We start from the raw sequence: 19,311 nt of genomic DNA on the forward strand, positions 1-19,311 counted from the left end.
CCTCCGGTCGTTCGGGTGAGATAAGTACACTGCTCGCAGCCAGAGCCGTTCAAGGGGTTGACGGGAGCAGCGCCGAAGAGGTAGACCTGAAGAGGTCTCATCTTGTGTGACCGGTCTCAGCCGTGTGGCGAAACGAGACCGTAGCGGTCACGCACCGCCGCGTAGGCTGGGCGTATGCCCGAACAGGTTTCAGAGATTTTCGACCCCAGCCAGTGGCAATTGGTGCAGGGCTTCAACGCGCTCACCGATGTGACCTACCACCACGACCTCAGCGGGCGCATCGCCCGGGTGGCGTTCAACCGGCCGGAGGTGCGCAACGCCTTCCGGCCGCACACAGTCGACGAGCTGTACGCGGTGCTCGAGGACGCCCGCACCAACCCGAAGATCGGCGTGGTGCTGCTCACCGGCAACGGCCCGAGCCCGCGAGACGGCGGCTGGGCGTTCTGCTCCGGCGGGGACCAGCGCATCCGTGGCCGGGACGGCTATAAGTATGGCGACGGCGAGACCGCCAGTGGCATCGACAAGGCCAGGGGCGGTCGACTGCACATCCTGGAGGTGCAGCGGCTGATCCGGTTCATGCCCAAGGTCGTCATCGCGGTGGTGCCCGGCTGGGCGGCCGGCGGCGGGCATTCCCTGCACGTCGTGTGCGACCTCACGATCGCCAGCGCCGAACACGGCAAGTTCAAGCAGACGGATGCCGATGTCGGCTCGTTCGACGGCGGCTACGGCAGCGCGTACTTCGCCCGCCAGGTCGGCCAGAAGGCGGCCAGGGAGGTCTTCTTCCTCGCCCGCGAGTATTCAGCGGAGCGCGCCCTTCAGATGGGGGCGATCAACGCCGTCGTGCCGCACGCAGAGCTGGAGAATGAGGCGCTGGACTGGGCGCGCACCATCCTGACCAAGTCGCCCACGGCCATCCGGATGCTCAAATTCGCCTTCAACGCCGTCGACGACGGCATGGTGGGCCAGCAGATCTTCGCCGGCGAGGCGACGCGCCTGGCCTACGGCACCGACGAGGCCGTCGAGGGGCGGGACTCGTTCCTGGAAAAGCGCGAGCCCGACTGGGCACCATACCCCTGGCAGTTCTAGGCGCGGCGATGAGAGAGGTGCGCGTCGCGCCGGTCGTGGACCCGGCGGTGTTCCTGGCCGAGTTGCGCCTGGCGCTGTCCGAGACCGACGAGGCGCTGCTGCCGGTGCCGGCGGCCGAGGCGCAGGCGCCGTCTGACCGCGACCGGCTGGGCCCGGTGCCGCGTAACGTCGCCGTGGTGATCGAGACGTCGGGCTCCACCGGCGTGCCGAAACGGGTGATGCTCAGCACCGACGCGCTGCTGGCCTCGAGCGCGGCGTCAAGCGTCGCACTCGGCGGCGACGGCCAGTGGCTGCTCGCCCTGCCCGCGCATTACATCGCGGGTGTGCAGGTCCTGGTGCGCTCCATCGCCGCCGGCACCGAACCGGTGCTGCTGCCGCCCGGCCACTTCGACCCCGCCGTCTTCGCCGCGTACGCCGGCCGGCTCGAACACCCACTGCGGTTCACCTCCCTGGTGCCGGTGCAACTGGCCCGGCTGCTGGATGCGGCGGCCACCGACCCCGGCGTCCTCGCGGTCCTCACCCGGTTCACCGGCATCCTCGTCGGCGGGCAAGCGGTGTCGGCCGACCTGATCGACCGCGCCGACCGGTTCGGGATCCGGGTGCTGCGCACCTACGGGTCGTCGGAGACCGCCGGGGGCTGCGTCTACAACGGTGGGCCGATCGGCAACACCGTGGTGCGGGCCGTCGACGGCCAGCTGGAGATCAGCGGCGCGGTGCTCGCCGAGGGCTACCTCGGTGACGCCGACCGCACCCGCGATCGGTTCATCGACGAGCACGGTGTGCGCTGGTACCGCACCGGCGACCTCGGCGCCGTGGCCGCCGACGGTACCGTCAGCGTCTCCGGACGGGCCGACAACGTCATCATCTCCGGCGGGGAGAAGGTGTCGCTCGACGCCGTGGAAACCGTGGTGCGCGGCCTGCCCGGCCTGGGCGAGGCCGTCGTCGTGCGCGCCGCCGACCCGATGTGGGGGCAGGTGCCGGTGCTGGTGCTGGCCGCAGACGCTGGGCCCGACGTGCCCGGCCTGGACGCGGTGCGCACGGCGGTGGCGGCCGCTCTCGGCAATCCCGCCCGCCCCGCTCGCATCGTCACCGTCGCGGTCATTCCGGTGCTGCCGTCCGGCAAGCCCGACCGGCAGGCGCTGGCGGCACTCGCCGCCGGATAGGCCGGCCTCCGGCCCGGCCGGTTCGCCAGCCGGGGCCAGTAGCATGAAGAGGTGGCACAAGGAGCGCGGCCGAACGGCCCCAAACAGCAGAAATCCCCCCAGGGCGGCGCGCGGGCAACCGGCGCCAAGGCCGGCGCGAAGCAGCCCGCCCGGCCGCACAACGCGGCCAAGTCCGGCAACCCGGCTCGCCGGAACGGGGCGGCAGCCTCCGCCCCCACCGGCTCGGCCGGTCTCGGCACCTGGATCTCCGGCGCACGCCTGCGCACCCTGCCCCTGGCAATCGCCCCGGTAGCACTCGGAACCGGCGCGGCTGTCGTGGCCGGCGACGCGGGCGAGTTCCACTGGGTGCGCGCCCTGCTCGCCCTGCTGGTGTCGGTGAGCCTGCAGATCGGCGTGAACTACGCCAACGACTACTCCGACGGCATCCGCGGCACCGATAACCACCGGGTCGGCCCGGCCCGCCTCACCGGCGGCGGTGCAGCCAAGCCGCGCGCCGTGCTCATCGTGGCGCTGGCCTTCTTCGGCATCGCCGCCCTCGCCGGCCTGGCGCTCATCGTGGCCAGCCAGCACTGGTGGCTGCTGATCGTCGGCGCTGCGGCCATCGTGGCGGCCTGGTTCTACACCGGCGGGAAGCGCCCGTACGGCTACCTCGGCCTGGGTGAGATCTTCGTGTTCGTCTTCTTCGGACTCGTCGCCACCACGGGAACCACCTACGTGCAGGTGGGCACCGTCAACCTGGAGAGCTGGCTCAGCGCCGTGGCTATCGGCCTGATCGCCTGCGCCGTACTGATGGTGAACAACCTGCGCGACATCAAGCCGGACAAGGTCGCCGGCAAGCGCACCCTCGCCGTACGGATCGGCGCGCGGGCCTCCCGCGTGGTGTTCTGCGTGTTCCTGCTGGTGCCGTTCGGCATCGCGGCGTTCTTCGCGCTGTTCTACCCGCTGGCCTGGTTCACGATGTTCGTGCTGCTGCTGGCGCTGCCGGCCAGCCTGATCGTGGCCACCGCGAAGACGGCCAAGGAGTTGATCCTTGCGCTCAAGCTCACCAGCATGGCGGCGCTGTTCTACGGCATCATCCTGGGACTGGCCTTCGCCCTGTAGCGGGCCCGACCGCCAACAGTCAGTTCGTGCGGTCCTGGTCGGCGGCGCTCGCGCGGTCGACCGCGGCGTCTTCGGAGGCGGCGTCGGGGTGCACGGGCTCCTTCTCGCGGTGGCGCACCTCGTAGAGGCCGCGCGCCACGGTGTCCCGCGGCGTGCGCAGGAAAATGTAGGACAGGCAGAAGCCGATCAGCGCGGCCAGGAGCGCGGCCAGCCAGCCCGCGATCCCGAGGGCGAGCAGCAGGATGAACGGGACCACGAACATCAGCACCCGGAGCACCGTGAACACCAACCAGGCTGGAAAAGCTTTCATAGATCCAGCTTAAACCGTGGGTCCAGAGCGCACTCACCGATCTCACGGCTGACCGGCCTACAATTGCAGCATGTTCCGCCTGTTGTTCGGCCTCGGAGTCGTCGTCGTCATTCTCACCATCTACACGGTGGTGGACTGCGCGGTGTTCGATCGCAACCGCATCCGCGGTGTGCCCCGGTGGGTTTGGATTTTCCTGATAATCCTCCTGCCGGTGATCGGTCCCATCCTCTGGCTGTTGATCGGCCGCGGCCGTCGCAGCACGGCCGGGCCGGCCGGCGGCCGCGTCATGCGCTCTGTGGCGCCCGACGACGACCCCGACTTCCTCCGCGGCCTGGACCGGGCCAAGAACGAGAACCAGCGCATCCGCGACCTCGAGCAGGAGCTGGCCGACTTCGACAAGACCGACCCGCCCGAAGACGGGCCGTCCTCCCGCCCCGGCACGGCCGGCGTGGATCCCAAGAAGACCGACCCCGGTGAGGGTGACCAGCCGGGCCGACGGGATGCCTGAGGCGGCACCGCAGACGACCCGGCAGGACCTGTTCCGGGACTTCAGCACCAGCGGCAGCCCCGCCACCGACTTCAGCGTCGCCCTGCTGGCCGAATTCGTGCGCCTCGGGGTTCAGGACATCGTGCTCAGTCCCGGCTCGCGATCCCAGGCCCTCGCCCTGGCGGCGGCCGAGTTCGAACGGCTCGGGCTGGTGCGGCTGCACGTGCGAATCGACGAACGCGGCGCGGGGTTTCTCGCGCTCGGGCTCGCGATCGAAACCGGTGATCCCGCGCTCGTGGTCTGCACCTCGGGCACGGCCGTGGCCAACTTGCACCCCGCGGTGCTCGAGGCCCACCACTCCGTCGTGCCCATGATCCTGCTCACCGCCGACCGTCCGGCCGAGCTGCGCGGCATCCGTTCGAACCAGACGACCGTGCAGCCCGGCATCTTCGCCGGCGCGGTACGACTCTGCCAGGACGTGCCTGCTCCGGACGGTGCAGCGGGCGAAGCCGACGCCGCGACCGCCATGGCGCTAGAGGCCCATGGCGCTGCGATCGGCGCCGGAACAAGCAATCCCGGGCCGGTGCAGCTCAACCTCGCCTTCCGCGAACCGCTCTCGGCCGCCCTGGAACTCAACCTGGCACCCGGCAGCGACATGGTGCCCGACCGCCCGGCAGCCATGGCGACCGAGGTCGACCCGGCGCTGATGCTCGCCCCCGGCCCGCGCACCGTGGTGGTCGCCGGCGCCGGTGCCGGCCCGGCCGCCGAGGAACTCGCCCGCGCCGCCGGCTGGCCCCTGCTGGCCGAGGTGTCCAGCGGCGCCCGGTTCGGCCCCAACCTCGTCGTGGCCTACCGCGAGCTGCTGCGGGACGCCGACTTCGGCGACCTGGTGCAACGGGTGATCGTGTTCGGCCACCCCACCCTCAGCCGGGAAGTCCCGGCGCTCGTCCTGCGCGACGACGTGGAGACCATCGTCGTGGCCCCGGCCGGCGCCGAGTGGTACAACCCCGGCCACCGGGTGGCCCGGTTCACGCGCGCCGTCGCCGCCGACGCCGCCACCCTTGCCGCCGCCGGCACCAGGGACGCACGGGCCTGGGCGGGCCGCTGGGTGATGGCCAGCCGCTCCATCCTCGCCGCCGACACCCAGCTCGATGCCCCCGGGTTCGGCGTCCACGGCATGACCAAGGCCGAGTTCGCCGCGATGAAGGCCCCCGTCACCCGCGCGATTCTCGCCGACGCGGTCTGGCGCGCCTCCTGGCCGCACGACCGCCTGGTGCTCGGTGCCTCCCGGCTCATTCGCGAACTGGACACCCGGGTCACCGGCAAGAAGATCCCCGTGCACGCCAACCGCGGACTGGCCGGGATCGACGGCACCATCGCCACCGCACTGGGCATCGCGCTGGCCAGCCAGGCCGGGCCCGAGCCCCGCTCCACCGGCACCACCCGGCTGCTCGTCGGCGACATCACCCTGCTGCACGACGCAGGCTCGATGCTGATCGCACCCGGCGAGGTGCGCCCGCGACTGCAGGTGATCGTCGGCAACGACGGCGGCGGCACCATCTTCGACGGCCTCGAGGTGGCGTCAACGGCCGCCCCCACGGCGATCGACCGGGTGCTGTTCACCCCGCAGCAGGCGGACCTCGAGTCCCTCGCCGCCGCCTATGGCTGGGACCACACCCGCGCCGCCACCCGGAGCACCCTGGAGAGCGCCCTGACGGCGCCGGTCACCCGCCCCACCCTGGTCGAGGTCCCGCTCGAGCGCTAGCCGCGCTGGTCACGCGCCGAACTGTTCCCGGTTCGGACAAGTGCACCCGGTGTGCCGGGACCATTTGTCCGCACGGGGAACAGTTGTGCCGGCGGGTTGGTACCGTTGCCGTGCCGCACTCGTTGTGCGGGAACGGTGGAGGAGCGCGTGATGCCCAGTAGGACCGCAGTACCGGCGCCGGCCGGCCCGGCTGCCCGCCCGCGCGCCGACTGGCTCGCCCTCGCCGCGATGATCACCGGCATCCTGGCTTTCCTGTGCGGTGTGCTGCCCGTACTCGGGTTCATCCTCGGCGTGGTCGGTGTCTTCCTCGGCGTCCTGGCCCGGCGGCGTTCGAACCGCCCGGCACTCGGCACCACCGCCCTGGTCCTCTCGATCCTGGCCGTGCTCACCAACCTGGTGGTCGACGTGATCGTGATCGTCTCGATCGTGACCCAGGCCAACAACCTGCCCGGCTGACCCCGATCACCCGGCCAACTGTTCCCAATCCGGACAATTGCACCCGGCACACCGGGACCATTTGTCCGCAGGGGGAACAGTTGCGGCGGAGGGCGCGGCGGGTTAGCCGAAGGCCTCTACGACGGGGCGGAACTTCATCTTCGTCTCGGCCAGTTCGCGGTCGGGGTCGGAGTCCAGCACGATGCCGCAGCCGGCGTAAGCGGTGACGTCGCCGGTGGGGGAGACCTGCGCGCAGCGCAGCGCGATGGCCCATTCGCCGTCGCCGTCGGCGCCCACCCAGCCCACCGGGCCGGCGTAGCGGCCGCGGTCGAAGGGCTCGAGTTCGCGGATGAGCGCGAGCGCGTCCTGCGTGGGGGTGCCGGCGACAGCCGCGGTCGGGTGCATCGCCGCGATCAGGTCCAGGGAAGTGGACCCGTCACTCAGGGTGCCCTCGAGGTCGGTGGCCAGGTGCCACAGGTTGGGCAGTTTCACGGTGAACGGGATCTCACTCGTGGTGAGCACCGAGGTGTGCGGCCGGAGCGCGGCCAGCACGCTCTGCACCGCGAACTCGTGCTCGTCGCCGTCCTTGCTCGAGGTCGCCAGGGCGAGGGCCGCCTCGATGTCGGCCGCGGCATCCACCCCGCGCGAGATCGTGCCGGCGAGCACCCGGGCGTTGACCTCGTTGTGGTTGGCGCGGATGAGCGTTTCCGGGCTGGAGCCGACCAGGCCGTCGACGGCATAGGTCCAGCAGTCCGGGTAGCCCAGCGCGAGTTCGGTCAGGGCGCGGCGGAGGTCACTCTCGGCGGGCAGCCGGCCGACGAGGTCGCGGGCCAGCACCACCTTGCTCACGTCCTGCGCGCCGATGTGCGCGACGGCGGAGCCGACGGCCACGCGGTAGCCGTCGGGCTTGAGCGCCCCGGGCAGCAGCGAGATGCGGTACTCGTGGCCGAGCGGATGCAGCGCCAGCGGGATCTCCGGGGCGGCCTGGCCGGTGGGCCAGATGCGGGTCACCCAGCACTGGCCGTCTTCGCGGCCCACGATCACCTCGGGCACGATGAGCACGCTGGTCTGGCTGGAGGAGTCGTCGAAGGCGAAGGTGCCGAACGCCAACAGGCCGGTCCCGGTACGCACCAACGGGTCGGTCACGGTCGCGGCCGCGACGACGTCGCGCCACGCGGCGGCGGCATCCGTCATGCGGGTGGGCCCGGAGAACTCGAGGCGGAGGGCCGTGCCGATCCCGGCGAGGCCCTGGTTGCGGCGCATCCAGAGCAGCGGCTGCCGCTCGTCGAGCAACAGGATCAGTTGGCGAATGTCGGCAATCGGGGAGGTTTCAACCGTTAGAGCAGGCGCATTCACTCGTCTACCCTACGCCCGCGCCCGCGGATACCCGGGCCACGGCCCCGCAATCTAGACTGGACCGGTGAGTAGAGCAGATCTTAATAAGCAGCCAGCACAGGTCGCAGCCATGTTCGATCTGGTCTCGACGCACTACGACCGCACCAACGCGCTGCTGTCCGTGGGCAACGCCTCCCTGTGGCGGGTCGCGACCACCCGGGCCGTGAACCCGCAACCGGGCGAGCGCATCCTCGACATCGCCGCCGGCACCGGCACCTCGAGTGTGGCCCTGGCGCACACCGGCGCGCACGTCGTGGCCGCCGACTTCTCCGAGGGCATGATCAAGGTCGGCCGCGAACGGCACGGCGACAACCCCAACGTCGAGTTCGTGCAGGCGGATGCGACGGCGCTGCCGTTCGCGGACGGCGAGTTCGACGCCGTCACCATCTCCTTCGGCCTGCGCAACGTCGTCGAGCCAAGGAAGGCCATCGCCGAGTTCTACCGGGTCACCAAGCCCGGCGGCCGGGTCGTCATCTGCGAGTTCTCCACCCCGCCGTTCACGCCCATCCGGGTGGGCTACTTCGCCTACCTCAACCACGTGATGCCGCGCATCGTGAAGCTCGCGTCCTCCAACGCCGAGGCGTACGACTACCTGGGCGAATCCATCGCAGCCTGGCCCGACCAGCCCACCCTCAGCGCGTGGCTGCGCGACGCCGGATACGATGCCGTCGCCTACCGCAACCTCACTGTCGGTATCGTGGCTCTGCACCGCGGAATCAAGACCGCGCACGCCCCAGAATCAACCTCCTGAAACTCCCAGATCCGATCGTTAGGCTGACAGAGTGAAATTGACCGCCCCCGTGGCCCGCCGGAGCCCGTCGGTAACGTCGCAACTGGGCCTGAGCGATCGCATCTTCTCCACCTCCGCCGACCGCGGCCTGGCCGCGAGCATCGAGTCCGGCCTCGACGACGTCACGACGACCCTGCTCGGCGAGCTCGTCTTCGCCGACGAGATCGCCTCCGTCACCAGCCGCTACCTGCTCGACGCCGGCGGCAAGCGGGTGCGCCCGATGCTGGCGTTGCTCACCTCGCACCTCGGCAACGGCACCGTGCCCGATGTCATCAAGGCCGCCGCCGCCATCGAGATCACCCACCTCGCCTCGCTCTATCACGACGACGTGATGGACGACGCCGACAAGCGCCGCGGCGTGCCCAGCGCCCAGGTGGTCTGGGGCAACTCCATCGCCATCCTCTCCGGCGACCTGCTCTTCTCCCGCGCCAACCAGCTGATGGGCCGGCTCGGCGAACGCGCCGTGCGCCTGCAGGGCGACACCTTCGAACGCCTGGTTCTTGGCCAGCTGCACGAGACTATCGGCCCCAAGGACGGCGAAGACCCCGTCGACCACTACATCCAGGTGCTCGCCGACAAGACCGGCTCGCTCATCGCCGCGGCCGCGCAGGCCGGCATCATCTTCTCCAACGCCCCCGCGGAGTTCGAGGAGCCCGTCGTGCAGTTCGGCGAGCGGATCGGCGTCGCCTTCCAGCTCATCGACGACGTGCTCGACCTCTCCCCGCAGCCGAAGGAGACCGGCAAGGTGCCCGGCACCGACCTGCGGGCCGGCGTGGCCACCCTGCCGCTGCTGCGCCTGCGCGAGCGGGCCGGCACGGATGCGCGCGCCGCCGACCTCGTCGCACGGCTCGAGGCCGATGTGATGAAGAGCCAGGGAGTGGCCACCGAGGCCGCAGACGCCGCGATCACCGCCCTGCGCGAGCACGACGTGACCACCCAGACCCTCGCGGAGGCCCACGGATGGGCCCGTGATGCCGTTGCCGCCCTTGCCCCGCTGCCGAACGGCTCGGTCAAGAAGGCGCTCACCCGCTTCGCCGAGACCATCGTCGAGCGATCCAGCTAGAAAGGCTTCCATGACCAAGTTGCGATTGGCCATAGTCGGTGCGGGCCCCGCCGGCATCTACGCCGCAGACATCCTCCTGAAGGCCGAGCGGAACTTCGACGTGTCGATCGACCTGTTCGACCACCTGCCCGCCCCGTACGGGCTGGTGCGGTACGGCGTGGCCCCAGACCACCCGCGGATCAAGGGCATCATCAACGCGCTCCGCGACGTGCTCGACCGGGGGGACATCCGCCTGTTCGGCAACGTGCGTTTCGGCACCGACATCACCCTGGACGACCTCAAGAAGCACTACAACGCGGTGATCTTCGCCACCGGAGCGGTGCACGACGCCGACCTGGCCATCCCCGGCATCGAACTGGAGGGCTCCTACGGCGCCGCCCGGTTCGTGAGCTGGTTCGACGGCCACCCGGACGTGCCGCGCACCTGGCCGCTAGAGGCGAAGTCCGTCGCCGTGATCGGCAACGGCAACGTGGCCCTCGACGTCTCCCGCATGCTCGCCAAGCACGCCGACGACCTCCTGCCCACCGAGATCCCCGCGAACGTCTACGAGGGCCTCAAGGCCTCACCCGTGACCGATGTGCACGTCTTCGGCCGCCGCGGCCCCACCTCGGTGAAGTTCACCCCGCTGGAGTTGCGTGAGCTGGGCGAGCTGAACGACGTGGACATCATCGTGCACGACGAGGACTTCGACTACGACGATGCCGCCCGCGCGGCCGTGGCCAGCAACAAGCAGGTCTTCGTGATCGACAAGGTGCTCAACCAGTGGCGGAAGCGCGAGACCGGTGCCGCGTCACGCCGGCTGCACCTGCACTTCTTCGCCCGCCCCGTGGAGGTCACCGACGACGGCAACGGCCACGTCGGCGGTTTCCGGTACGAGCGCACCGCACCGGATGGCCAGGGCGGCGTTGTCGGCACCGGCGAGATCCGCGAACTGCCGATCCAGGCCATCTACCGGGCCGTGGGCTACTACGGTTCGTCGCTGCCGGGCATCCCGTTCGACAAGAAGCGCGGCGTGATCCCCAACCGCGAGGGCCAGGTGCTCTGGAAGGGCGAGCCCGGATTCGAATCCAGCACCGCCAGCCAGCAGATGTACGGCGTCTACGCCACCGGCTGGATCAAGCGCGGACCGGTGGGCCTGATCGGGCACACCAAGTCCGATGCCATGGAGACCGTGCGGCACCTGATCAACGACGTCGGCAACTGGTGGCGCCCGGAATCCCCCGCTGAGCAGAGCATCGTGGAGCTTCTCGAGTCCCGTGGCGTGGCCTACACCAACCTCGACGGCTGGCACCGCCTCGACCAGCACGAGCTGGCCCTCGGCGCCGAGCAGGGCCGCGTACGCATCAAGGTTGTGCCCCGCCACGAAATGGTCGAGGTCTCCCGCCCCCAGGTGCCTGCCGAAATCTAGCCGGCCTCACGGCTCGCGTTCTAGGGTGGGCTTTATGGGGGAGACGGGGTGGCGGGAAGACATCCTCGGGAGTGACTTCCAGGCGCTGACGCTGGAGCTGGGGAGCGACGGCGAGGGCGATATTGTCGCCACACTGGTGCGCTACCGGCCGCCGCTGAGAAACCTCGTTGCCCCGTTCGGCCCGGCGCACGGCACCGATGTGCTCTACGTGCACGGCTGGTCGGACTATTTCTTCCAGGCCGGCCTGGCCGAGTACTGGCACAGGGCCGGTGCCCGGTTCTTCGCCCTCGATCTGCGCAAGTACGGGCGCAGCCTCGGCGATCACCAGACCCCGGGCTACATCGCCGACCTGGCAAGCTACGACGCCGATATCGAGGCCGCCCTGGCTGCGATGGGCCACGGCGAGGCGACCGACCGGCCCTCCCGTCGGCGCCTGATCCTGATGGGGCACTCCACGGGCGGGCTCACCCTGAGCCTGTGGGCGGCGAGGCATCCGGGCCGGGCCGAGGCCCTGGTGTTGAACAGTCCCTGGCTGGAGTTCCAGACCGGCGGCGCCGGGCGGGCCTTCATCACGCCGTTGGTGCAGCTGGGCGCCCGGGTGCAGCCGCTGGGCACCCTGCCGCAGGTGGACCTGGGCTTCTATACCCGGTCGGTCTCGGCCGAGTTCGGCGGCGAGTGGTCCTACGAGACGCGCTGGCGACCGGCACGCGGTTTCCCGGCTCACCGGGCCTGGTTGAACGCTGTGCTCGAGGGCCACGCCGCCGTGGCGGCCGGGCTGGGCATCGGCGTGCCGATCCTCACTCTGCTTTCGGCACGCTCGACGATCCTGCCGCGCTGGCACGAGCAGATGCGGCACACGGACAGCGTCCTGGTGGTGGACGACATCGCCCGCGCCGCGGTGCGGCTGGGCTCCACGGTGACGGTGGCCCGCATCGAGGGCGCCTTGCACGACGTGATCCTCTCCGCGGAGGTTCCCCGCCAAGCCGCCTACTCCGCGATAACCCGGTGGCTGCGCACCTACGCGCCCCACGCACCTGGCGAGGCGTGAGGAAAGCCTCAAAAATCGCGCGCTTTTGGGGCTTAGCTCACGGCTCGCGTGACCTGGGGTGGGTTAGCGGAAGTTGACGAACTGGAGGGCCACGTCGAGGTCCTTGCCCTTGAGGAGGGCCATCGTGGACTGCAGGTCGTCGCGGCTCTTGGAGGACACGCGGAGTTCGTCGCCCTGGATCTGGCTCTTGACGCCCTTGGGGCCCTCGTCGCGGATGATCTTGTTGATCTTCTTCGCGTTCTCCTGGTCGATGCCGGCCTTCATGCTGGCTTCGATGCGGTACTCCTTGCCGGACGGGTACGGGTCGCCGGCGTCGAGGCTGCGCAGCGAGATGCCCCGCTTGATCAGCTTCGATTCGAACACCTCGAGGATCGCCTTGACGCGCTCCTCGGTGTTGGCCTTCATGAGCACCTTCTCGCCGCTCATTTCAATGGATGCGCCGACGTTCTTGAAGTCGTAACGCTGCGCCACCTCTTTGTGAGCCTGGTTGAGCGCGTTGTCGATCTCCATGGGGTCGACCTTGCTGACGATGTCGAACGTAGAATCTGCCATGGGAGCCATGTTACCGAGAAGGGCCGGATGCCGCCCATCCGCGGCGCCACAGGCCCGCGCCGGTCAGTCGCCGGGCCGGGCCGTGCTCGAGCGCACGATCAGCTCGAACGGCATCGGGGTGTTCAGCACCGCCTGGTCGTGCTGGCCCGGGTGCAGCTGGTCCATCAGGATCTCGACGGCCGTGGCGCCCTGGCCCTGCGGGAACTGCGCGATGGTGCTCAGGCCGAAGAAGTCGGCCAGTTCGTGGTCGTCGATGCCGATCACCGAGACATCCCGCGGCACGATCAGGCCCAGGTCGCGGGCGGCCAGGATGCAGCCGATCGCCATCTCGTCGGACGCGGCGAAGATGGCCGTCGGCCGGTTGTGCGGGCTGCCGAGCAGCTGCTTGGCGGCCTGATAGCCGCCCCGGATGGTGAAGTCCGCCGGCTGGAACAGTTCGGGGAAGGTGCCGATGCCGGCTGCCTCCATCGCCGCTTCGTAACCGAACCGCCGGTTGGTGGGCAGGTGGAAGTCGAGGTCGAAGTCCTTGTTGCCGCCGATGTGGGCGATGCGGGTGTGGCCCATGGCCAGCAGGTGCTCGGTGGCGAGCCGGGCCACTGCGACGTCGTCGATGGTGAGGGTGCGCACACCGGTGATCGGGCCGCCGACGCCGACGAGCGGTTTGCCCAGGGCATGCAACCGGGCCACCTCGCTCTCGGTCAGTTCGAGGGAGATCGCGATGACGGCATCCACCCGTTGGCGCAGCAGGAAGTGCTCGAACACGCTGCGCCGCTCCTCACCGCCGCCGGTGAGGTTGTAGAGGGTGAGGTCGTAGCCGTTGTGCAGCAGCGCCTTCTGGGCGCCCTCGACGACGCTGGAGAAGAACCAGCGGTTGAGGAACGGCACCACCACGCCGATGTTCTTCATCCGGCCCGACGCCAGGCTGGACGCGTTCGACGACACGACGTAGCCCATCTCCAGCGCCGCGGCCTTGACCTTGAGCCGGGTCGCCGGGGACACGTGCCCGTTTCCGCTCAGGGCGCGCGAGACCGTGGCGGTGGAGACGCCCGCTCGACGGGCGACCTCGTCGATTCCGACCATTCGGGTTCCTAACCGGCGCGCAAGAGGGGTGTGAAGTGATCATATCCACCGCTTCGATGACCGGCTGCCCCCTCTGATTTCGCACTTGGGCCCTCTGGCTTGTATTCTGTCTGAGCGTCTCCGGTCACGTGGTTACATATGGTCGGGTATGCACTGGCGAGTTACCCAAGCGGCCAAAGGGATCTGACTGTAAATCAGACGGCGTAGCCTTCGTGAGTTCGAATCTCGCACTCGCCACAGCAGTGAAGTAGTGAAAAAACACCAGGAAACGCGCCGTCCGCCGGCGCGTTTCCTGCGTTAACGGCACGGTCACGTGCGGCTCCTGTCGCCGGCGGGCCGTGGGGCGTAGCGTGGGCGGATGACCACTCCCGCCGCCCGCGAACTGCTCGCCCTCGCCCAGAAGACCGCCATCGCCGCCGGGGAGCTCGCTCACCGGCGACGCGTGGAAGGGGTGGAGATCGCCGCCTCGAAGTCGTCCCCGGAGGACGTCGTGACCCTGGCGGACCGGGAGACCGAGGCGCTGATCCGGGGCCTGCTGGCCGACGCGCGGCCGAACGACGGCTTCCACGGCGAGGAATCCACCGCCACCGCCGGCACGTCGGGGCTGACCTGGGTGGTGGACCCCATCGACGGCACCGTCAACTACCTCTACGGCATCCCGTTCTACGCGGTGAGCATCGCCGTCGTCGAGGGCGACGCCGACCCGGCCGGCTGGCGTGCCCTGGCCGGCGCGGTGCGGAACCCGGCCATCGACGAGCTCTTCTCCGCGCACGCCGGCGGCGGGGCGGAGCTGAACGGGCGCCGCTTGCAGGTGAAGACCGGGGTGCCGCTGTCGCTCGCCCTGTTCGGCACCGGCTTCTCCTACGATTCGGTGCGGCGCAGCCGCCAGGCCAAGGTGCTGCACGGCCTCATCCACCAGGTGCGCGACGTCCGCCGGATGGGCGCGGCCTCCCTCGACCTGTGCTCGGTCGCGGCCGGCCGGCTTGACCTGTACTACGAACGCGGACTCAACCCCTGGGACCACGCCGCCGGCGGGCTCGTGGCGGCCGAGGCCGGGGCCCGGGTCGGCGCGTTCGGGGACGACCGTGAAGGCATCAACCTTCTCATCGCCGCCGCGCCGGATCTGTACGCCACGACCGAGCCGATCCTGATGAATCTTTTCAACGAATTTATGGCCGACGACGACATATGAGGATGAGGCCGCTGCTGGGCGGCCCGGATCCCAAGCAATTGCAGGCCAGCACTCGGTTTTCGGGTGCCCTCGAGGGTCGGCGACGACGGCTCGGGAGGGCCGGTGTGGAACGGAATCGTGGGTTTTGCGGCGTCCCGAGATGGCGCAGAGGCGGCCCGCCCGCTAGCCTTTACCTATTCGTTACTTTCGCTTGGCCGGAATGACGAGCATCTCGTCCCGTCAATCGCGCCGAAAGTACCCCTCCTTTGTCACCTCACTCCCCGCAGCCGGATGCCTCCGCAGCCGACCCGAGTGACCCCACACAAAGCGACGTGACCACGGACGAACTCTCGCCCGCGCGTGTACTCACGCGTCGCGAGCTGCGCGAACTCGAGCGCCGCACGGCAGCGCAGGCGGCCGAACCGGCCGCCGATTCCGCGGAGCAGGACGCCCCCGTCGAGCTCCCCGCAGACGGGCTCACCCCCGAGGCGCAGGTCCTGGTCGGCCTCGAGCTGGCGGAACCGAACCTCGAGCACGTCGTCATCAAGGCCCCCGACCTCTCACTGCCCGCCGAACCGGCGTACGAGCAGATCCCGAGCGACGTGTCGCCGAACACCACCACGACCACCATCGTGCTGCCCTCCCGCGCGGCCCTGCGTGCGCAGCTGCGCGCCGAGCAGACCACCAACGACGCACCGGCCCCCCTGGCTCCCGCCGAGGCCGCAGCGCCCCGCCAGACGCCGGTCGCCCCCGAGCGCGTACTGCCCGACTTCGTGCCGCGCGCCAGCGCCAAGCCCGCCCCGGCGAACCGGGCCCCGGCGTCAGTGCGCTCGGGCCACCACCGGATGCGCATGCTGGCCACCAAGGGCGGCTCCATCGTGGCGATGTCGATCGTGGCCCTGATGGCCGTGGCCACCTCGCTGCCCGCCGACGCACTCCTGTCGTCCAGCGACGTGCAAGCCGCCGCGCTCGAGGCCAAGAAGCCCGTCAGCACCGAACCGGCCCAGACGATCAGCCTGGCCGGCACCGACACCATCACGGTCGAGCAGGACAGCTACCAGGCGCGTTCCATCGCCGAGGTCGCCGCGGCCAGCGGCATCCGCCTCGAAGACTCGTTCACCAACAACCCGAACGGCACCATCCAGTGGCCGTTCGCCGTCGGCGTGCACGTCGGCGACCAGTTCGGTCCGCGTAACTGCGCCGGCTGCTCCGCCAACCACGGCGGCCAGGACTTCAACCCGGGCATCAACGCGCCGATCCAGGCGATCGCGGATGGCGTCGTGAGCTTCACCGAAGACGGCGAAGGCAGCCTCGGCGTGCACATGGTCATCGATCACATGATCGACGGCGAGCTGGTCTCCAGCGTCTACGCCCACATGATCCACGGCTCGATGCTGCTGGAGACCGGTGACGTGGTCAAGGTCGGCCAGGTCATCGGCAAGGTCGGCTCGACCGGTATGTCGACCGGCCCGCACCTGCACTTCGAGATCCGCATCGGCGGCATCAAGGGCACCAAGGTCGCGCCGCTGCCCTGGCTCTACGCCAACACGAACTAGCCCGCGTCTGCGGGCCGGCTTGCGGGGTCTCGACAGGCTCGACCAGCGACGTGGTTGCGAGGGCGGGCTTTGCGGGTCTCGACAGGCTCGACCAGCGACGTGGTTGCGAGGGCGGGCTTTGCGGGTCTCGACAGGCTCGACCAGCGACGTGGTTGCGAGGGCGGGCTTTGCGGGTCTCGACAGGCTCGACCAGCGACGTGGCGGCGTCGGCGGGCTACTCGCGCGAGGCGATCAGACGGCTTTGGCGAGGAACGCTTCGAGCAGGGACCGCGGGAGCGGGAACGGCATCTTGCCGTCGGCGTTGTGCTGCGTCGTCAGTGCCGGCCGGGCAGCCACGGGCTCCGCGGTCGATCCCAGCGACACCACCTGGTCGTGCAGGCGCTCCATGTCCACGTCGAGCCGGTTGGCCACGTCAGCGGCCTCCTTGAGCTCGCCGACGAGCGCGGGCGGCACCGCGCCATCGTACTTGTAGAAGATCTTGTGCTCGAGGCTGGCCCAGAAGTCCATCGCCACCGTGCGAATCTGCACCTCGACGGTCACCGGCTGCACCCGGTCGGACATGAACACCGGGATCGCCACGATCAGGTGCAGGCTCTTGTAGCCGTTCGGCTTGGGGTTCTTGATGTAGTCCTTGACCTGCAGCACGGTGATGTCGCGCTGGCTGGTGAGCATCTCGAGCACCCGGTAGGTGTCGGAGATGAAGCTGCAGGTGATGCGGATGCCCGCGATGTCCTGGATGTTCTCCCGGATGCCCTCGAGGTCGAGCGGGTAACCCTTGCGGTTGGCCTTCTTCAGGATCCCCTCCGGTGACTTCAACCGGAAGCTGACGTGCTCGATCGGGCTGTAGTCGTGGATCGCGCTGAACTCTTCCTTGAGGATGTTGACCTTGGTCATCATCTCGTCGGTCGCGAATTTGTACGACATCATGAACCGGGTGAGCTCGGTGCGGATCGCCTGGAGGTCGGTTGGCCAATCGACGTCCTGGTCGGTCACGGGTGCTCCTTGCTCAACGATGGCCCCGCAGACGGCGGCGGCCACCTAGAGTCTGTCACCCCCTGCATCCGTACTCGCTGGGAGCGAGGTGGGAGTGCAGGGGGTGCAAGACATCCGTCGGCTGGGAGTCAGGCCTGCAACCAGGCCGTGGTGTCGCCGGGCAGGGTGCGGCCGATGAGCAGTTCGCTGCTGAGCAGGACATCGCCGGCGGGCAGCTCGACGTCCTGATCCCCGGTGTTGGCCACGACGATGACATTCCCGTTGCGGAATACCAAGACGTCGGCGCTGGCGGAGGGCAACCACTCGACCGAACCCAGGCCGAGCGCGTGCTCGCGGCGGAGCGCGAGGGCGCTGGTGTACAGCGAGAGCGTCGAGCCCTCCACGTCTTCCTGGGCGTCGCGGGCCAGGGTGGCCCATTCGGCCGGCTGGGGCAGCCAGCTGGCCGCGGTGGGACCGAAGCCGTAGGACGGTTCGGCGGCTTCCCACGGAATCGGCACCCGGCAGCCGTCCCGGCCGTAGCGTTCGCCGTTGGTGCGGAACCAGGTCGGGTCCTCGCGAGAGGAGTCGGGCAGGTGGATGACCTCGGGCAGGCCGAGTTCCTCACCCTGGTAGATGTAGCTGGAACCGGGCAGCGAAAGCATCAGTGCCGACGCGGCGCGGGCGCGGCGGAGGCCGACGGCCGTGTCCGGCAGGCCCTTGCTGTTCGGGCCGATGCCGTGGCCCTGCAGGTTGTCGGCGGTGAGGGCCAGCCGGGTGGCGTGGCGCACGACGTCGTGGTTGGAGAGCACCCAGGTGCTCGGAGCGCCGACGGCACTGAACGCGGCCAGCGAGTCATCGATCACGCGGCGGAGCGGCTCAGCGTGCCACGGCGTCTCCAGGTAGGCGAAGTTGAACGCCTGGTGCATCTCGTCGGGGCGCACCCACTGGGCGACCCGGTCGAGCGGGTCGACCCAGGCCTCTGCGGCCAGGATGCGGTCGCCGTCGTACTCGTCGAGCACGATGCGCCAGTCGCGGTAGATGTCGTGCACGCCGTCCTGGGCCCAGTAGGGGGCGCCGGCGACGGGCTCGGCGGTGACGCCGGGCTCAAGCGACGTCGCGCCGCCCATGCTGCCGCCGTCGGCCGGCGGGGTGTAGTCGGGCAGGCCCTTGGCCTTGATCATGCCGTGCGCGACATCCACCCGGAAGCCGTCGACGCCGCGGTCCAGCCAGAACCGGAGCACGTCGCGGAACTGCGTGCGCACCCACTCGTTGTCCCAGTCGAAGTCGGGCTGGGTGGCGTCGAAGAGGTGCAGGTACCACTGGCCGGGGGTGCCGTCGGGGTTGACCGTGCGGGTCCAGGCGCGACCGCCGAACACCGACTCCCAGTTGTTCGGCGGGAGCTCGCCGTTCTCGCCGAGGCCGTCGCGGAAGATGTAGTGGGTGCGTTCCTCGCTGCCGCGACCGGCGGCCAGGGCGGCCTGGAACCAGGGGTGGTCGCTGGAGGAGTGGTTGGGCACGATGTCGACGATCACGCGGATGCCGAGGGCGTGCGCGGCATCCTGCATCGCGTCGTAGTCGGCGAGGGTGCCGAAGAGCGGATCGACGTCGCAGTAGTCGGAGACGTCGTAGCCGGCGTCCCGCTGCGGCGAGGTGTAGAAGGGCGACAACCAGATGGCGTCCACCCCCAGCTCGGCGAGCTTCGGCAGCCTCGAACGGATGCCGGCGAGGTCGCCCATGCCATCGCCGTTCGCGTCAGCGAACGACCGTGGGTAGATCTGATAAATAACGGCGGTACGCCACCACTCTGTGCCTGTCATGACGGACACATTACGGCATTTCCCGATGTCTGCAAGCGCTTCCACAAACCGAAGTCATGAATTGGGCGTTCAAGCCGTAGATAACCACAGTCTGGGTTGCCAACCGAGGATT

18 protein-coding genes and 1 tRNA gene are annotated in these 19,311 nt (G+C 69.6%); 13 read left to right on the forward strand and 6 right to left on the reverse strand.

The annotated features are described in order from the left end of the window. Positions 1-174 precede the first annotated feature (174 nt). From ACU5E9_RS14630 to ACU5E9_RS14640, 3 genes are read left to right on the forward strand one after another with little or no spacing between them, the layout of a single operon-like run. Positions 175-1,086, forward strand: coding sequence for a 1,4-dihydroxy-2-naphthoyl-CoA synthase (locus tag ACU5E9_RS14630; RefSeq protein ID WP_456810633.1), 912 nt, complete (start codon positions 175-177; stop codon positions 1,084-1,086). A gap of 8 nt (positions 1,087-1,094) precedes the next feature. After that, positions 1,095-2,249: an AMP-binding protein gene (locus ACU5E9_RS14635; RefSeq protein WP_456810634.1), complete on the forward strand. Its 1,155-nt coding sequence runs from the start codon at positions 1,095-1,097 to the stop codon at positions 2,247-2,249. Between the two features lie 51 nt (positions 2,250-2,300). Beyond that, the gene (locus ACU5E9_RS14640) at positions 2,301-3,350 is read left to right on the forward strand and encodes a 1,4-dihydroxy-2-naphthoate polyprenyltransferase (protein WP_456810635.1); all 1,050 of its coding nucleotides are present in this window, start codon (positions 2,301-2,303) and stop codon (positions 3,348-3,350) included. Between the two features lie 19 nt (positions 3,351-3,369). On the opposite strand, the gene ACU5E9_RS14645 is transcribed toward ACU5E9_RS14640, so the two are convergent. Beyond that, a complete protein-coding gene (locus tag ACU5E9_RS14645) occupies positions 3,370-3,660 on the reverse strand; it encodes a DUF4229 domain-containing protein (RefSeq protein WP_456810636.1) in 291 nt (96 codons plus the stop codon). Positions 3,661-3,730: 70 nt separating this feature from the next. Between ACU5E9_RS14645 and ACU5E9_RS14650 the strand changes: the two genes are divergently transcribed. From ACU5E9_RS14650 to ACU5E9_RS14660, 3 genes are all read left to right on the forward strand, one after another. Further along, complete coding sequence (locus ACU5E9_RS14650; RefSeq protein ID WP_456810637.1) at positions 3,731-4,168, forward strand: PLD nuclease N-terminal domain-containing protein; 438 nt, start codon at positions 3,731-3,733, stop codon at positions 4,166-4,168. Continuing rightward, complete coding sequence (gene menD, locus ACU5E9_RS14655; protein ID WP_456813550.1) at positions 4,161-5,912, forward strand: 2-succinyl-5-enolpyruvyl-6-hydroxy-3-cyclohexene-1-carboxylic-acid synthase; 1,752 nt, start codon at positions 4,161-4,163, stop codon at positions 5,910-5,912. The genes ACU5E9_RS14650 and menD overlap by 8 nt, the downstream gene beginning before the upstream one ends. A 150-nt stretch (positions 5,913-6,062) precedes the next feature. After that, positions 6,063-6,368 (forward strand): hypothetical protein, encoded by a 306-nt coding sequence (locus ACU5E9_RS14660; protein WP_456810638.1) that lies wholly within the window; start codon positions 6,063-6,065, stop codon positions 6,366-6,368. A gap of 102 nt (positions 6,369-6,470) precedes the next feature. Here the strand turns inward: ACU5E9_RS14660 and ACU5E9_RS14665 are convergent, their stop codons facing one another. After that, a complete protein-coding gene (locus ACU5E9_RS14665; RefSeq protein WP_456810639.1) occupies positions 6,471-7,703 on the reverse strand; it encodes an isochorismate synthase in 1,233 nt (410 codons plus the stop codon). A gap of 64 nt (positions 7,704-7,767) precedes the next feature. Here ACU5E9_RS14665 and ACU5E9_RS14670 point away from each other — a divergent pair, with 64 nt between their 5' ends. The 4 genes from ACU5E9_RS14670 to ACU5E9_RS14685 are packed head-to-tail and all read left to right on the forward strand — an operon-like array spanning position 7,768 to position 12,051. Next, a complete protein-coding gene (locus ACU5E9_RS14670) occupies positions 7,768-8,493 on the forward strand; it encodes a class I SAM-dependent methyltransferase (protein ID WP_456810640.1) in 726 nt (241 codons plus the stop codon). A gap of 31 nt (positions 8,494-8,524) precedes the next feature. Further along, on the forward strand, positions 8,525-9,595 hold the full coding sequence (locus ACU5E9_RS14675; protein ID WP_456810641.1) for a polyprenyl synthetase family protein: 1,071 nt from the start codon (positions 8,525-8,527) through the stop codon (positions 9,593-9,595). Positions 9,596-9,605: 10 nt separating this feature from the next. Continuing rightward, positions 9,606-11,003, forward strand: a complete 1,398-nt coding sequence (locus ACU5E9_RS14680; protein ID WP_456810642.1) for an FAD-dependent oxidoreductase — start codon at positions 9,606-9,608, stop codon at positions 11,001-11,003. Positions 11,004-11,037: 34 nt separating this feature from the next. Continuing rightward, positions 11,038-12,051, forward strand: a complete 1,014-nt coding sequence (locus ACU5E9_RS14685; RefSeq protein WP_456810643.1) for an alpha/beta hydrolase — start codon at positions 11,038-11,040, stop codon at positions 12,049-12,051. A 63-nt stretch (positions 12,052-12,114) separates the two neighbouring features. Here the strand turns inward: ACU5E9_RS14685 and ACU5E9_RS14690 are convergent, their stop codons facing one another. Together ACU5E9_RS14690 and ACU5E9_RS14695 are read right to left on the reverse strand one after the other, a co-directional pair. Further along, positions 12,115-12,603, reverse strand: a complete 489-nt coding sequence (locus tag ACU5E9_RS14690) for a YajQ family cyclic di-GMP-binding protein (protein ID WP_456810644.1) — start codon at positions 12,601-12,603, stop codon at positions 12,115-12,117. A 63-nt stretch (positions 12,604-12,666) separates the two neighbouring features. Then, on the reverse strand, positions 12,667-13,683 hold the full coding sequence (locus ACU5E9_RS14695) for a LacI family DNA-binding transcriptional regulator (protein ID WP_456810645.1): 1,017 nt from the start codon (positions 13,681-13,683) through the stop codon (positions 12,667-12,669). Between the two features lie 155 nt (positions 13,684-13,838). Between ACU5E9_RS14695 and ACU5E9_RS14700 the strand changes: the two genes are divergently transcribed. The 3 genes from ACU5E9_RS14700 (at position 13,839) to ACU5E9_RS14710 (ending at position 16,410) form a co-directional block, all read left to right on the forward strand. Then, positions 13,839-13,920, forward strand: a tRNA-Tyr gene (locus ACU5E9_RS14700). 121 nt (positions 13,921-14,041) lie between these two features. Then, positions 14,042-14,875: an inositol monophosphatase family protein gene (locus ACU5E9_RS14705; protein ID WP_456810646.1), complete on the forward strand. Its 834-nt coding sequence runs from the start codon at positions 14,042-14,044 to the stop codon at positions 14,873-14,875. Between the two features lie 311 nt (positions 14,876-15,186). Then, the gene (locus ACU5E9_RS14710; RefSeq protein ID WP_456810647.1) at positions 15,187-16,410 is read left to right on the forward strand and encodes a M23 family metallopeptidase; all 1,224 of its coding nucleotides are present in this window, start codon (positions 15,187-15,189) and stop codon (positions 16,408-16,410) included. A gap of 231 nt (positions 16,411-16,641) precedes the next feature. On the opposite strand, the gene ACU5E9_RS14715 is transcribed toward ACU5E9_RS14710, so the two are convergent. Both ACU5E9_RS14715 and ACU5E9_RS14720 read right to left on the reverse strand, forming a co-directional pair. Next, the gene (locus tag ACU5E9_RS14715; RefSeq protein ID WP_456810648.1) at positions 16,642-17,403 is read right to left on the reverse strand and encodes a GTP pyrophosphokinase; all 762 of its coding nucleotides are present in this window, start codon (positions 17,401-17,403) and stop codon (positions 16,642-16,644) included. Between the two features lie 128 nt (positions 17,404-17,531). Then, positions 17,532-19,199 (reverse strand): glycoside hydrolase family 13 protein, encoded by a 1,668-nt coding sequence (locus tag ACU5E9_RS14720; protein WP_456810649.1) that lies wholly within the window; start codon positions 19,197-19,199, stop codon positions 17,532-17,534. Between the last annotated feature and the right edge of the window lie 112 nt (positions 19,200-19,311).

Source organism: Cryobacterium sp. AP23 (genome assembly GCF_054075385.1).